This is a genomic window from Bradyrhizobium guangzhouense, from assembly GCF_004114955.1.
GTDB classification, from domain to species: domain Bacteria; phylum Pseudomonadota; class Alphaproteobacteria; order Rhizobiales; family Xanthobacteraceae; genus Bradyrhizobium; species Bradyrhizobium guangzhouense.
Window position 1 is genome coordinate 3155863 of sequence record NZ_CP030053.1, and the last position, 13824, is coordinate 3169686.

A 13824-nucleotide genomic window follows, 5' to 3' on the forward strand; every position below is an offset into this window, starting at 1 on the left:
CCAGGCATGGCCCGCTAATGCTGGGCCATGCCACTCCATCTGATCAAGCTTGCCGTCGGCTGCGACTCCGTCAAGGAATTGAAGGGGTGGGTCGCCGAACGGATGCAGACGGCCAAGAAAAAGGGCCTGCCGCAACACCACATCCACATCACCCGCATGGTGCCGAAGCGCGATGCCGAGATTCTCTCGGGGGGATCGCTCTATTGGGTCATCAAGGGCGAAATCGCCGCGCGTGAAAAGATCATCGGCATCGAGCCGTTCCGCGACAAGGATGGCATCGGGCGCTGCCGGATCGTGATGCAGCCGAAGGTGATCTCGGTGTCGCCGCGGCCGATGCGTCCGTTCCAGGGCTGGCGCTATCTTACCGACGATTCCGTGCCACCCGATCTCGGCAAGTCGGCTGCGGGCACCATCGCGGCGATGCCGGAACCAATGCGGCGCGAGCTGCGCGATCTCGGACTGCTCTAGACCGCGATATTGCCCGCCGGATACATCGCCTCGATGCCAGGGCGCCAGACGATGTCGACATCCTCGGCCGCAAGATTCGGGATGGGCGCCGGCGGCCGCGCCGCCGGCTAACCTTAACAATCGCCGGTCGTGGACGCCCTGCATCGACATAGGGCACAGCATTCCCTGCAGCGATGATGTCCCGCCATTGTGGGCGGGATCACAGACGCGGCGCTGCAGCGCGATTCATGATGACCATCATCGCAATGTGATTTCGCTATCCTGTCACGCATTTCACTTGACCGCAGACGCGGCCAACTCGAAGATATTGCTTAAGGGGTGTTGAGGATCGCCATGCTTGTGCAGGCTAGCCAAAGCCAATCCGGCTCGGCGCACGTCGTTGTGCTCGGCAATGAGAAGGGCGGCTCCGGCAAATCGACCACCGCCCTGCACATCGCGGTCGCGCTCCTGAAGGCCGGCCAACGCGTTGCCACCATTGATCTCGACTGCCGCCAGCAAAGCTTCACCCGCTACATCAGCAACCGCTCCGCCTGGGCGCGCCGCACCAAGCTCGACCTCGAGCTGCCGACGCATCGCTGTATCAAGCTCGGCGAGACCATGCAGGTCGCCGACAACGAGAATTCCGAGTTCCTTCAGTTCATGGAGGCGGTCTCGGCGGTCGAGAGCAGTTTCGACTTCATCGTGATCGATACGCCCGGCACCGACAGCTATTTGATGCGGTTGGCCCATTCAATGGCCGACACCCTGGTCACGCCGATCAACGACAGCTTCCTCGATTTCGACGTGCTCGGCACCGTCGATCCCACCAACTACGCGGTAACAGGGGAAAGCCACTACGCCGAGATGGTGCGCGATGTCAGGCGCAAGCGCCGCCAGCTCGACGGCTCGACCACCGACTGGATCGTGGTGCGCAATCGCCTGTCCATGCTCGGCTCGCGCAACAAGCAGCTCGTCGCCGACGGGCTGAAGGATCTGTCTCTGCGGCTCGGCTTCCGCTACGTCGACGGCTTCGCCGAGCGCGTCGTCTATCGCGAGTTCTTCCCGCGTGGGCTCACGGCACTCGACGAAATCGACGAGGCTACGCTCGGGATGCGGCCCAATCTCGGCCATCTCACTGCGCGGGAGGAAGTGACGAGCCTGCTGCGCCAGCTCAAGCTGCCCCTCGACGAGCGCGGCCGCCGCCGTGCGGCAAATCGCGCCGAGTGGTTCAGCCAGATCGACAAGCCGCTCGAGGTCCACGACATTCTCGGCGCCTAGGGGCGCGGTACGCTGCTACTTCCGGATCGACCGTGACAGCTGGTTCCCGCCGGAACCGGCCGCGCCTGAAGTTGTTTTCACCAGGCATTCACCGTGAAATTGAACCCCATCGTCATGGGTTGCGTCGGATGGTCATCTGCATCCGAACGTAGCGGTATCAGAGCGCGGTGCCTACCAAACGTGTGCGCCGCACAATGAAAGGGCTGTCAGTTCACAATATTTAGCCTTCCTGTCACGCGCCTGTGACATATATTGGCCAATAGGCGACCAGGGGCCAAAGAGCCCCGGAAGAAACACGATTTTCAACAGGGATCAGGCCGCACGGCCTGAGGCTGAGGACGAAAATGAAGCGTGGAATTGCCGTTCTGGTTTCTGTGGGAGCCCTCTTCAGCGTCGCCTATTTCACGGCGAGCAAGTGGGCCATCAAGCACGAGACCATCACCTTCTACGACGCTTCGCGCGACAATCGTCCCGTGCCTGTCGACATCGCGATCCGCCGCGACAAGGAAATGCAGGCCAATGCCGGCATGATCACGCTTCCGGTCGCGGTGATCAATCACGGCAACACCGTCAAGAACACCGAGTACGGTTTCCTCGCCAACATCTTCGCTGCGCGTGGCTACCTGGTCGTGAGCCCGCAGCATGATCTGCCGACCGACCCGCCGATGGTGACCAAGCCCGGCGAGCTCTATGTCGGCCGCCTGCCGCAGATCCTGCGTGGCGTCGCCAATATTCATCTGGCGATGCAGGAGATGAAGAAGGTTCAACCCAACGCCGACTACACCAAGGTGACGATGGTCGGTCATTCCATGGGCGGCGACATCACCATGTACTTCGCCAAGCAATATCCGGACGAGGTCAAGAAGGTCGTGACGCTGGACAATCTCCGCGTGCCCTTCGTCACCGCCGGCAAATTCAAGATCCTGTCGTTCCGCTCTCACGATCCGGAGTTCAAGACCGATCCGGGCGTGATCCCGACCGACGAGGAGTGCGAGAAGGCCGGCATTGAGGTTGTAAAGACCAACTTTCAGCACAACGACATGCGCGACACCGGGCCGGATGATGCGAAGAGCTCGATCCAGGGCATGCTCGACAAATTCCTGAGCGATACCGATAGTGCGATCGCTCCGGTCGACACCACGTCGTCGCCGCCGAAGGTGCTGGAGCCCGGTCCCGTTGCGCTGATGGCGCCTGCCAAGAGCTGATCCATCCGGCCTGTCGCTGGAATTGCATTTCAAAGCCTCCGCCGGCGCGCGCCTGCGGAGGCTTTGAACATTGACCGGGCAGGGCGTGCTATCCACATTGGTAGCTTGAGACCAGGCGTGACAACGGATGCCCGACGACCCCACCAAACCGCGCAATAGCGATGCCCTGTCGGTGCGAGCCAAGAGCGACGACGCGCTGCCGCAGGCGAAGACCTCGACCTCGGAGGACGTCGCCGCCTTCGTCGCCAAGGCACGTGCGCTGTCGCCGCATGCACCCGGTGCGAGGGGGCGCTTGATCTTCGCGCTGGATGCGACGATGAGCCGGCAGCCGACCTGGGACATGGCCTGTGCGCTTCAGGCCGACATGTTTCGCGAGGCTGCTGCGCTTGGCAGCCTCGACATCCGGCTGGTCTACTACCGTGGCTACAATGAATGCCGCGCGACGGGGTGGATCTCCGACAGCAGCAAGCTGGCGACACTGATGAGCAAGATCGACTGTCGCGGCGGCGACACACAGATCGGCAGAGTGCTCACCGACGCGCGGCGCGAGGCGGTTACATCAGGCGTGCGTGCGGTGGTCTTCGTCGGCGACGCCATGGAAGAGAAGGTCGACGCGCTCTGCGCCAAGGCCGGCGAGCTCGGCATGCTGAAGGTGCCGGTGTTTATGTTTCAGGAAGGCCATGATGCGGTCGCCGAACAGGCGTTTCGCGAGATCGCGCGTCTGACGGGTGGTGCCTGGTGCAGGTTCGACCCGGGCGCGGCGGCGCAGTTGCGCGAGCTGCTGCGCGCGGCCGCGGCCTACGCTGCAGGCGGCCGCGAGGCGTTGTTGAGATTGGCGAAGACGGCGAGTGGTGCAGCGCAGCTAATCGGACAGATGAAGTAGCGCCTCAAGCCGTCGCGGCTTGCGCCGGGGGCGAAGCTGCGACGGGCGGCAGCAGGCGCCCCTGCGCAATCAGACGCAGCGTGCCGAGCGCAATCAGTCCGACCACGATGTTGGCGGCGGCGAACAGATAAGGCGCGAGCAGAGCAATCGCGCCGGTGTCGCCGTGCCCGACCATCCGGATTGGCGCAATCGCAAGCGCAGTGGCGCCGAAGGTGAAGCTCCAATAGGACACCGAGAACGGTTGCTCCATGATCCAGGGCAACAATCGAACCAGGAGGAGCGCCATCATCAGCCCATAGCCGATGAGGATATGCGCGAACATGTCCGGGACGCCGCCATTGATTGCGAGATAGGCGACCGCGCCGACCACGGGAGGCGCAAGTTGAATGCCGAGCGTCGGACGCAGCGCGATGGGAAGCGTCTCGACGGTATAGAGACGGTGCAACAGCACGGATTCGATCGCGAACCAGGAGAACAACGCCACGCCGAAGGCGAGCTGCCCCCAATCCGGCGAGCCGAGCGTCGCTGAGACGCCCGCCGTGACGAAGCCGCCCGCAACGGTCGGCAAATAGAGGACCGGCGTTGTCGCCGTGTGATCGCGGTTGCCGCGCCACAACAGTCCCGTTCGCCACAGTGCGAAACCGAGCGTAAACGCGGCGCCGACCCCGAACAGGATCATGGCGGTAAGGTGCGAATAGGGCTCTGCGGCGAGCGCGATCAGCATTGTGGAGACGCCGGCGAGGCCGATGAAGCAGCACTGGACCGGGTGATGCGCTTCACCGAGCGACTCGGCGCGCGCAAAAATCCAGCGCAGCCCGAATAGCGCGATCAGAACCGCCCAGACGATCGAGGCGACGGCGAGAATGGTTTCGCCGATGATCGCGGGAAACTGCCAGACCTGGTGTGCCGCACGCCAGGCGTTGCCGAGACCTGCAAGGCCCAGGACAATACCGAAGAAGGCCGCCGGCACGATTGGCGGCTTGAATCCCTTGCTCATCGTCTTTCCCCAAGCCTCCTCATCATTCCCAAGGTCATAATGCGACCTTGGCTGCTGTCGAGAGTGCCGGAATGATGGGGTCAACTGCTTAAGGCAAGACAACGGCTTGTGTCACGGTCCGATCGTGGACCGAGGGAAGGACACCATGCTTTTTGACAAGAGGACGACTATAGTCACGCCATGACTCTGATCGCCGGCCTCGTCGCCGTTATCACGCTCTATTTGCTGCTCCAGATGTTCCGTGCCGCCAATCCGGCAGTGCTGGCCCGCGCCATCAAGGTAGGAGGCGGCGTGGTCGCGCTTGCGGTGGCAGCCTTCACAGGCCTGCGGGGCGAACTGGCGGTGGCGATCCCGCTCGGACTATTCGGGGCTGGTTTGCTTGGCTGGACGCCGCTCGCGAATGCGGGCTTTGGCAATGTCGGGGGCTTGTTTGGAGGTGGCGCATCGCGCTCATCCGGCCAGGCCTCGCGCGTGCGGTCACAATTCCTGGATATGCGGCTCGACCATGATTCCGGCGCGCTCTCGGGCCAGATCGTCGCCGGGCCTCACGCCGGGCGCAGTCTCGATGAGTTCGATCTTGCAGGCCTTCTGGCGATGGTCCCGGCGTTCGATTCCGAGAGCGTCGCCTTACTTGAAAGCTATCTGGACCGCCGGTTTCCCGCCTGGCGTCAGAACGCGCAGGGCGACGCGGCAGGGAGGCAGCGCCGCACGGCGGCGAGCGGCAAAATGACGGCGGAGGAAGCCTATCAGATCCTTGGCTTGCAGCCGGGGGCGGGGCGCGACGACATCGGCCGGGCGCACAAGTCCCTCATGAAGAAACTGCATCCCGATCAGGGGGGCTCGACGTACCTCGCTGCCCGGGTAAACGAGGCCAAGGATACTCTGCTTCGTACGCATAACGGCTAACTCCGGCACCACGCCACAAACGCCCGTACCGTGTGAGCCCCGCTTGCTCTGTTTGCCGTCGCCCCGATGCCCGCCTCTGTCGGCGTGGTCGATCCCTTGAGCAAAGTTTTAACCGTAAATTCTTGACGAGAGGTTGTCGCGGAACAGCCTGCAGCGCCACGACGTCCCAAAAGCAGAAATGCCCGCGCAAGGCGCGGGCATTTTGTTCGAGAGGATCAGCGATCAGTTGCGGACGGTCATGCAGGAGATGTCGGCGCGCTTCAGCGCCCGGCACACCGCTTCGGCCTGGTCCCGTTCGAGCCCGGCAAAGCGGGCGCGGTAGAGCTTGCGATTGTCCCTGGCGACGACAGGCTCGGTGAACGGATCGGCCTTGCTGAGCAGACCGCGGGCCGAGTTGCGCGCGGTTTCGATGCGCTGCTGGGCCTCGCTCTCGCTCTCGAGCGCGCCGACCTGGACGATCCAGCCGCTATGAGTGACGACCGGCTTGGCGGCGCTCATCTGGATCGGCTGCGGGGACGGATCGGCGGAGGCAAGCCTGGCAACCGGCGCCGATGCCGCAGCGGTGGCCGCGGGCAGCACGCCGAGGACGCCGTTGCCGGTGCCGAAGCCAGCCGGCTGCGGCGGCAGTTCGGCGCGGGCCGGCTCCGGCTTGTTGACGAGGTCGGCCCTCGCCACGACGGCGCCAGACGTCTCGGCGACGTCACCGCGGGGCGAAATCGTATTGGTGACCTGCGGTGCGACCTGTGTCGGGGCGGCGGAGGCGACCCTGACGGCGCCGGCCTTGACTTGAACCGTCTTAACTCGGACCGGCTTCATCGGCTCGGACGAACCCGGAATGAGGGCAAGCGGCTGGCTCGAGATCACGCCGTTGGTGAGAGGTGCGGGCTCGATCTTGGACTCGGTGGCCCTGGCTTCAGGCTTGGGTTGAGCCGGCGGCATCGCGGCGGTCGCGGCTGCAAGCGCAGCGAGGCGGGAGGCGGGACGCGGCGCGGGGGACTCGGGAGCAGGAGCGGCTGCGATCTGGACCGGCGGGACGGGGCGGGCCGGGGTCTCCGATGCATCGGCGACGTCGATGTTGGCATCGGCACCATTGCGCTCGGTCACTGCGGCCACCGTGTGGGTGGTTGCGCCCTTTTCGAGGTTCTCGGCGAGCAGATTGCGCATAATAGCGTCGCGCGAACCGCCGCTGCGACCACCAAGCACCACGCCGATGAGGTGGCGGTTGCCACGTCGGATCGAGGTCACGAGATTGAAGCCGGAGGCGCGGGTATAACCGGTCTTGATGCCGTCGACGCCCTCGACGCTGCCGAGCAGGTGATTGTGGTTGCGGATCTGCTCGCCACGCCAGGTGAACGAGGTGGTCGAGAAGTAGCGATAGTAACGCGGGAAGCGCTCCTGGATGGCGCGGCCGAGCGTCGCCTGGTCGCGCGCGGTGGTCACCTGCTCGTCGTTGGGCAGGCCATTGGCGTTGCGGTAAATCGTCTTGGACATGCCGAGTGCACGCGCCTTGCGCGTCATCATCGCGGCAAAATCGTCCTCGGTGCCGCCGATCGCTTCAGCGATCACGACGGCGGCGTCATTGGCCGAGCGGGTGACGAGCCCCTTGATCGCGTCCTCGACGCGGATGGTCTGACCGGCATGCAGGTTCAGCTTGGTCGGATCTTGGTCAGCGGCGTGCTGCGATACCGGCATCTCGGTGTCGAGCTTCATCTTGCCGGACTCAAGCCGCTCGAACAGCAGATAGAGCGTCATGATCTTGGTGAGCGAGGCCGGATGGCGAAGACCGTCGGGGCTGGTCGATTGCAGCACCGCACCGGAATTACCGTCGACGATGATCGACGCGAATTGCGGGCTGTAGCTCTCGGAGGCCTCGTGATGCACCCGGTGGTGCGCATAGTGGCGCCGGTAGCGCCGTGCGTCGGCTGCATCGGTCGTGAAGATGACGGCTGTGGTGACCGTGAGAAGCCCGAAAACGCCAACCCGCGCCAAGCGCGAGGAAGACCAGTTGCTACGAAGCATGGAACCCCGTCCCCGTTTGTGACTTGATCACCGGCTCGTGAGGCGAAATTGTGCCCTGCGGACCCGGGATCATTACCTGCTCAGGCTGTCCCTCCGCTGGTGTTCACTGCGGGGGACCTTGGGCCTGAGCCGCTATTCTGGCTAAGGTGATGTTCTCAAACGGCTTTTGGCCGCCTGTGGAAGTGAACACGTCCAGGGAATCAGGGTAGGGTGCTGCGGTTTCCAAAACCTTAAGAAACCCTTGCGGGAAAGCCCGGGAATTTCCGTAACTTGCGTCCAATTTTGTGCGTCGCACAAGATTCTTGACTTTTTTGTGCATTGCACTAATTGTGGGCAGAGTCAGGGAGCCGGGGCTTCCGGACGCGAGCCAGGGAAAAGGATTCCAAGATGTTCAAGGTTGAAGACTTTCAGAACTACGGGAAAGAGCATTTCGAGACCTGCGTTGCCTCCGCAACCTCGGTGCAGCACGGCCTCCAAGCCATCGCCAGCGCCTATGGCGACTACACCAAGAAGTCGTTCGAAGACACCAAGTCTTACGTCGAGAAGCTCTCCGGCGTGAAGTCGCTGGACAAGGCGCTTGAAGCGCAGACCGATTTCGCCCGTTCCGCCTACGAGACCTTCGTCGCGGAATCGCAGAAGATCGCCGGCCTCTACAGCGACCTCGCCAAGCAGGCGTTCAAGCCGGTTGAGACGGTCGTGTCGAAGTTCACCCCGGCTGCCCAGTAATTTTCTGAACTTCCTGAGATCACGAAGCCCGGCTGTATCAGCCGGGCTTTTTTCGTTTGCACGAGGCTCTGGTCAAGCGCACCTCGCTGCCGAAGGTGCGCTTGCCGGTGTTCACGCATGAAGATGGGTTCGAAGTGCGCGAACTGATGTTGTCGTCAGTCTTGGCGAGGGCGCTGACTGATCGATCAGACCTCTTCGCAGCCGTCTGTAACGCCGGCATCGGCCATCGATCCCGTGACGCCGAGCATGACGTTTGTCGTCGCGGGTGAGCTGGATGGTCGAGCTCATGGGCATACTCGCGGGTGTAGGCCGCGGTGACCGTGACATTCCGCAGCACTGACATCAACGACCAGTAAATCGGACCGTAGAAACCCGGAGAAATGGCCGTGCCAAAGCGCCGCGGTCATGTCGGCGTCAGGTTCCTGATCAGCATGTTCTGAACAGGGCGGCGGGAAGTTTTTGTCAAACCGGTCCGGATTGACTAACCTTGTCCAGGATCGCCCGGACCGGGAATCGGTGGTGCCGCGGCCGCGCATCGGCTGGGCCTTTGCACGCTTGCGGCGAGCCGGGGGCGGGCCCATATTGCCTGCAATCGATCCGGCTCGGCCGGACCGGTTGGAAGCGGCGATCCGACAAGGCGGCGCGCCGGAGCGAAACCCACGCGTGTGGGCAGCGCGACGGACCGTCATACGCTTCCGTGGGGAATTTGAACGCCTGAGCCATGCTGCAATTGACTTCCAGACGAGACCTGTCCGCGGCCGACGCCGCCCATGCTCCCCGGATGAGCAACGACGAGAACCGTTCCGGTGGCCCGGCGGGTCCGAACACGTCTGTCATCACCAAGGTCAAGCCCAAGACCAAGCGGCCCAACCTCTATCGTGTGCTGATCCTGAACGACGATTACACGCCGATGGAATTCGTGGTCCATGTGCTGGAGAAGTTCTTCCAGAAGGACGTTGAAGCGGCGACCAAGATCATGCTGCATGTCCATCATCACGGGATCGGCGAGTGCGGTGTGTTCACCTACGAGATTGCCGAGACCAAGGTGACGCAGGTGATGGATTTCGCCCGCAAGCACCAGCATCCGCTGCAATGCGTGATGGAAAAGAAGTAACCGCGCGTTCGAATCCAGAGTTCTTTAGATTTATTCTGTTCGTGCGGTGTGTGACGTCAGCGCATGCTGCGGCATGATCCGGCGGATCTCAGTGCCGGCGTCAATCCTGCCCAAATGGGTAGTTCTGCCCAAATCGGAACGGGTTTTGCATCGAGTATGGCGTGGGCGCGCAATGCCCATTTGAGTCGCGGAACCGGTCTTTTGCCGCGGTCTTGTATAACTATATGTGACAAAGGTTGTTGTTGCCTGACCGGGCGATGGCGATCATGATGGTGGGGGCCATAGAGGACGCGAATGCCGACTTTTTCCCAAAGCCTTGAACAATCCCTGCATCGTGCGCTGGCGATCGCCAATGAGCGTCATCACCAATACGCGACGCTCGAGCATCTCCTGCTTTCATTGATCGATGATTCCGACGCGGCCGCCGTCATGCGTGCCTGCAGCGTTGATCTCGACAAGCTGCGCACGAGTCTCGTTAATTATCTTGAAACCGAATTCGAGAATCTGGTGACGGATGGCGCCGACGACGCCAAGCCGACGGCCGGATTCCAGCGTGTGATCCAGCGCGCGGTGATCCACGTGCAGTCCTCCGGTCGCGAAGAGGTGACCGGCGCGAACGTGTTGATTGCGATCTTCGCCGAGCGCGAGAGCCATGCTGCGTACTTCCTGCAGGAGCAGGACATGACGCGCTATGACGCCGTCAACTACATCAGCCACGGCATCGCCAAGCGGCCGGGCGTCTCGGAGGCGCGGCCTGTGCGCGGCGTCGACGAGGAAACCGAGACCAAGGGCAACGAGGACTCCAAGAAGAAAGGCGAGGCGCTCGAGACCTATTGCGTCAACCTCAACAAGAAGGCACGTGACGGCAAGATAGACCCGGTGATCGGACGCAATTCCGAGATCAACCGTGCGATCCAGGTGTTGTGCCGCCGGCAGAAGAACAATCCGCTGTTCGTGGGCGAGGCCGGCGTCGGCAAGACCGCGATCGCGGAGGGCCTCGCCAAGCGCATCGTCGACAGCGAAGTGCCGGAAGTTCTGGCGGCTGCGACCGTATTCTCGCTCGACATGGGCACGCTGCTCGCGGGCACGCGGTATCGCGGTGACTTCGAGGAGCGCCTGAAGCAGGTGCTGAAGGAGCTCGAGGCGCATCCCAACGCCATTTTGTTCATCGACGAGATCCACACCGTGATCGGTGCGGGTGCGACGTCGGGCGGCGCGATGGATGCTTCGAACCTGCTCAAGCCTGCGCTCGCCTCGGGCACGATCCGCTGCATGGGCTCGACCACCTACAAGGAATACCGTCAGCACTTCGAGAAGGACCGCGCGCTGGTGCGGCGCTTCCAGAAGATCGACATCAACGAGCCGACGGTCGAGGATGCCATCGCGATCCTCAAGGGTCTCAAGCCGTATTTCGAAGACTACCACCGGCTGAAATACACCAATGAGGCGATCGAGGCTGCGGTGCAGCTGTCCTCGCGCTACATCCACGACCGCAAGCTGCCCGACAAGGCGATCGACGTGATCGACGAGTCCGGCGCGGCGCAGATGCTGGTCGCCGAGAACAAGCGCAAGAAGACGATCGGCATCAAGGAGATCGAGACCACGATCGCCTCGATGGCGCGGATCCCGCCGAAGAGCGTGTCGAAGGACGATGCAGAGGTGCTCAAGCATCTCGAGCAGACCTTGAAGCGCACCGTGTTCGGCCAGGACAAGGCGATCGAGTCGCTCGCGGCGTCGATCAAGCTGGCGCGAGCCGGCCTGCGCGAGCCGGAGAAGCCGATCGGCTGCTACCTGTTCTCCGGTCCGACCGGCGTCGGCAAGACCGAAGTTGCAAAACAGCTCGCGGCGTCGCTGGGCGTCGAGCTGCTGCGCTTCGACATGTCGGAATACATGGAGCGGCACACCGTGTCGCGTCTGATCGGTGCGCCTCCCGGCTATGTCGGGTTCGACCAGGGCGGCCTGCTCACCGACGGCGTCGACCAGCACCCGCATTGCGTGGTGCTGCTGGACGAAATCGAGAAGGCTCATCCCGACCTCTACAACGTGCTGCTCCAGATCATGGACCACGGCCGGCTCACCGACCACAACGGCAAGCAGGTCAACTTCCGCAACGTGATCCTGATCATGACCACGAATGCGGGCGCTTCGGATCTCGCCAAGCAGGCGTTCGGCTTCACGCGCTCCAAGCGGGAAGGGGACGACCACGAGGCCATCAACCGGCAGTTCGCGCCGGAATTCCGCAATCGTCTCGATGCCATCGTCTCGTTCGGCCATCTCAGCGTCGAGGTGATCGGCACCGTGGTGGAGAAGTTCGTGCTTCAACTCGAGGCGCAGCTCGGCGATCGCGACGTCACCATCGAGCTGTCCGAGCCCGCCAAGGCCTGGCTGGTCCAGCATGGCTATGACGAGCAGATGGGTGCACGGCCGATGGCCCGTGTCATCCAGGAGCACATCAAGAAGCCGCTGGCCGACGAGGTGCTGTTCGGCAAGCTCAAGGGGGGTGGCCACGTCCGCGTCGTCCTGGTCAAGGACGAGGCCGACGAGACCAAGGAAAAGATCGGTTTCGAGTTTGTCGAGGGTCCGGTCACCCCGAAGCAGGAAAAGCTGCCCGCCCGCAAGCGTCCGCCGGGCAAGCCCAACAAGCCGGGCGGCCCCGGCGGCTCCAAGGGGCCGACCTCGAAGGGCCCGCTGGTCAAGGCTTGATCGGCGCATCATGAATCGAAAAGGCCGGCTGAGAAGCCGGCCTTTTTGTTTGGGTCGCCGTCTGTGATGGGCGGTGTTAATCGCCGCGCAGGCGCTGATCGTCCTGCACACGGACATGTTCGGCGCCGCGTGCGCCGGCCGGCGATAGCCGCAACATGCTCAGCACGGCGCCGCAGAGCGCAAATCCGACGCCGGCGAGGAGGGCGATTCGAGTCCCGTCGACGGGATAGCGGCCGAGGCATAGCGCAACGAGCGCCGCGCCAGTGGTCTGGCCGAGCAGGCGCGCGGTGCCCAGCATGCCGCTGGCCCCGCCAGCGCGCTCGCGCGGCGCGGCTGCGATCATGGTGCGGTTGTTGGGCGTCTGGAACAAGCCAAAGCCGGCGCCCGCCAGCGCCATCCGCCAGACCACATCGAGCGGTGTCGGGCTTTCCGGAAGGAAAGCGAGTGTGCCAAGGCCACAGGCAAACAGCGTCAGCCCGATGCCGCCGAGCAGACCGGCCGGATAAAGCTCGACCAGGCGACCGGCGAGGGGAGCCGCGCACGCCACCGCGATCGGCCATGGGGTTATCAACAGACCCATATGCACGGCCGAATAGCCGAAGCGGCTCTGCAGGTAGAAGGGGATCGCGACGAAGGCCAGCATCTGCCCGCAGAACGAGGCGATCGAGGTCGCAATCGACAGTCCGAATACCGGAATGCGCAACAGGTCGACCGGCAGCAGCGGCGACTTCATATGCGTCTCGCGATAGATGAGCAACGCGCCGGCAATGATCGCGATGGCAAATTGGACGAGGCAGGTGATCGTCGCCTCGCCGTGGCCGACGCTGTCGATCGCGGCGATGCCGACGCCGAAGGTGATCGCCGAGAGTCCCGCGCTCTGCCAGTCGAAGGAATGGCTCGCCGGGGTCGTATGCGGCAGGCTGCGCAGGCCGAGCACCAGCGTGACCACGCCGAGCGGCACATTGATGGCGAACAGCCAGGGCCAGCTGCCGACCGCGAGGATGCCCGCGGCGAGCGTCGGCCCGACCGCCGCGGAGAAGGCGACGACGAGCGCATTAAGCCCGATGCCGCGGCCGAGCAGGCTGCGCGGATAGGTGAAGCGGACCAGCGCCGAGTTGACACTCATGATACCGGCCGCGCCGAACCCCTGGAAGATGCGGGCGATCGTGAGCAGCGGCAGCGTATGCGCCAACGCGCAGAAGGCGGATGCGAGCGTGAACAGTACGAGCCCGACCAGATAGACGCGGCGATAGCCGATGATCTCGCCGAGCGATGCCAGCGGCAACAGCGAGATCGTGATCGCAAGCTGATAGCCGTTGACAATCCAGATCGAGAAAGCCGGGCTCGCGTTCAGGTCGGTCGCGATCGTCGGCAGCGCGACATTGGCGATGGCGCTGTCGACGACGGCCATGATGATGCCGAGCGCAATCGTCAGCACCGCCTGGTTGCGCTGGGGTTGCGGCAGGCCGTCGGCATGTTCGATCGGGACAGACGACATGGGGGATGCGTGCTTGATTCGAGCCGTGAGTGTCCCCTCGATTAGGAA

General features: G+C 63.5%; 11 protein-coding genes. 8 read left to right on the top strand and 3 right to left on the bottom strand.

The window, feature by feature from the left end:
* Positions 1-27 precede the first annotated feature (27 nt).
* From XH91_RS15265 to XH91_RS15280, 4 genes are all read left to right on the top strand, one after another.
* Complete coding sequence (locus tag XH91_RS15265; protein WP_128951335.1) at positions 28-468, top strand: DUF1489 family protein; 441 nt, start codon at positions 28-30, stop codon at positions 466-468.
* Positions 469-801: 333 nt separating this feature from the next.
* Positions 802-1725 carry a division plane positioning ATPase MipZ gene (locus XH91_RS15270; protein WP_128951336.1) on the top strand — a complete coding sequence of 308 codons (924 nt, stop codon included), beginning with the start codon at positions 802-804 and terminating at the stop codon, positions 1723-1725.
* Between the two features lie 344 nt (positions 1726-2069).
* Positions 2070-2930 (top strand): alpha/beta fold hydrolase, encoded by an 861-nt coding sequence (locus XH91_RS15275; protein WP_128951337.1) that lies wholly within the window; start codon positions 2070-2072, stop codon positions 2928-2930.
* Positions 2931-3057: 127 nt separating this feature from the next.
* Positions 3058-3813, top strand: a complete 756-nt coding sequence (locus XH91_RS15280; protein WP_128951338.1) for a VWA domain-containing protein — start codon at positions 3058-3060, stop codon at positions 3811-3813.
* 4 nt (positions 3814-3817) lie between these two features.
* Here XH91_RS15280 and tehA read toward each other — a convergent pair whose 3' ends face one another.
* Positions 3818-4810 (bottom strand): dicarboxylate transporter/tellurite-resistance protein TehA, encoded by a 993-nt coding sequence (gene tehA, locus XH91_RS15285; protein ID WP_128951339.1) that lies wholly within the window; start codon positions 4808-4810, stop codon positions 3818-3820.
* Between the two features lie 180 nt (positions 4811-4990).
* On the opposite strand from tehA, the gene XH91_RS15290 reads away from it, so the two are divergent.
* Complete coding sequence (locus XH91_RS15290) at positions 4991-5716, top strand: DnaJ domain-containing protein (RefSeq protein WP_128951340.1); 726 nt, start codon at positions 4991-4993, stop codon at positions 5714-5716.
* A 222-nt stretch (positions 5717-5938) separates the two neighbouring features.
* On the opposite strand, the gene XH91_RS15295 is transcribed toward XH91_RS15290, so the two are convergent.
* Positions 5939-7735 (bottom strand): serine hydrolase, encoded by a 1797-nt coding sequence (locus tag XH91_RS15295; protein ID WP_128951341.1) that lies wholly within the window; start codon positions 7733-7735, stop codon positions 5939-5941.
* 387 nt (positions 7736-8122) lie between these two features.
* Between XH91_RS15295 and XH91_RS15300 the strand changes: the two genes are divergently transcribed.
* From XH91_RS15300 to clpA, 3 genes are all read left to right on the top strand, one after another.
* The gene (locus XH91_RS15300; protein WP_128951342.1) at positions 8123-8461 is read left to right on the top strand and encodes a phasin family protein; all 339 of its coding nucleotides are present in this window, start codon (positions 8123-8125) and stop codon (positions 8459-8461) included.
* A 781-nt stretch (positions 8462-9242) separates the two neighbouring features.
* Positions 9243-9575 (top strand): ATP-dependent Clp protease adapter ClpS, encoded by a 333-nt coding sequence (clpS, locus tag XH91_RS15305; protein ID WP_027530069.1) that lies wholly within the window; start codon positions 9243-9245, stop codon positions 9573-9575.
* A gap of 294 nt (positions 9576-9869) precedes the next feature.
* Positions 9870-12278 carry an ATP-dependent Clp protease ATP-binding subunit ClpA gene (gene clpA / locus XH91_RS15310; RefSeq protein ID WP_128951344.1) on the top strand — a complete coding sequence of 803 codons (2409 nt, stop codon included), beginning with the start codon at positions 9870-9872 and terminating at the stop codon, positions 12276-12278.
* A gap of 76 nt (positions 12279-12354) precedes the next feature.
* Here clpA and XH91_RS15315 read toward each other — a convergent pair whose 3' ends face one another.
* Positions 12355-13776, bottom strand: a complete 1422-nt coding sequence (locus XH91_RS15315) for an MFS transporter (protein WP_128951345.1) — start codon at positions 13774-13776, stop codon at positions 12355-12357.
* Positions 13777-13824: the final 48 nt, after the last annotated feature.

Bases quoted from the DNA above. Each gene is read 5' to 3' on its own strand.
- XH91_RS15265 (WP_128951335.1), top strand. From the start codon at position 28: ATGCCACTCCATCTGATCAAGCTTGCCGTCGGCTGCGACTCCGTCAAG.
- XH91_RS15270 (WP_128951336.1), top strand. From the start codon at position 802: ATGCTTGTGCAGGCTAGCCAAAGCCAATCCGGCTCGGCGCACGTCGTT.
- XH91_RS15275 (WP_128951337.1), top strand. From the start codon at position 2,070: ATGAAGCGTGGAATTGCCGTTCTGGTTTCTGTGGGAGCCCTCTTCAGC.
- XH91_RS15280 (WP_128951338.1), top strand. From the start codon at position 3,058: ATGCCCGACGACCCCACCAAACCGCGCAATAGCGATGCCCTGTCGGTG.
- tehA (WP_128951339.1), bottom strand. From the start codon at position 4,810: ATGAGCAAGGGATTCAAGCCGCCAATCGTGCCGGCGGCCTTCTTCGGT.
- XH91_RS15290 (WP_128951340.1), top strand. From the start codon at position 4,991: ATGACTCTGATCGCCGGCCTCGTCGCCGTTATCACGCTCTATTTGCTG.
- XH91_RS15295 (WP_128951341.1), bottom strand. From the start codon at position 7,735: ATGCTTCGTAGCAACTGGTCTTCCTCGCGCTTGGCGCGGGTTGGCGTT.
- XH91_RS15300 (WP_128951342.1), top strand. From the start codon at position 8,123: ATGTTCAAGGTTGAAGACTTTCAGAACTACGGGAAAGAGCATTTCGAG.
- clpS (WP_027530069.1), top strand. From the start codon at position 9,243: ATGAGCAACGACGAGAACCGTTCCGGTGGCCCGGCGGGTCCGAACACG.
- clpA (WP_128951344.1), top strand. From the start codon at position 9,870: ATGCCGACTTTTTCCCAAAGCCTTGAACAATCCCTGCATCGTGCGCTG.
- XH91_RS15315 (WP_128951345.1), bottom strand. From the start codon at position 13,776: ATGTCGTCTGTCCCGATCGAACATGCCGACGGCCTGCCGCAACCCCAG.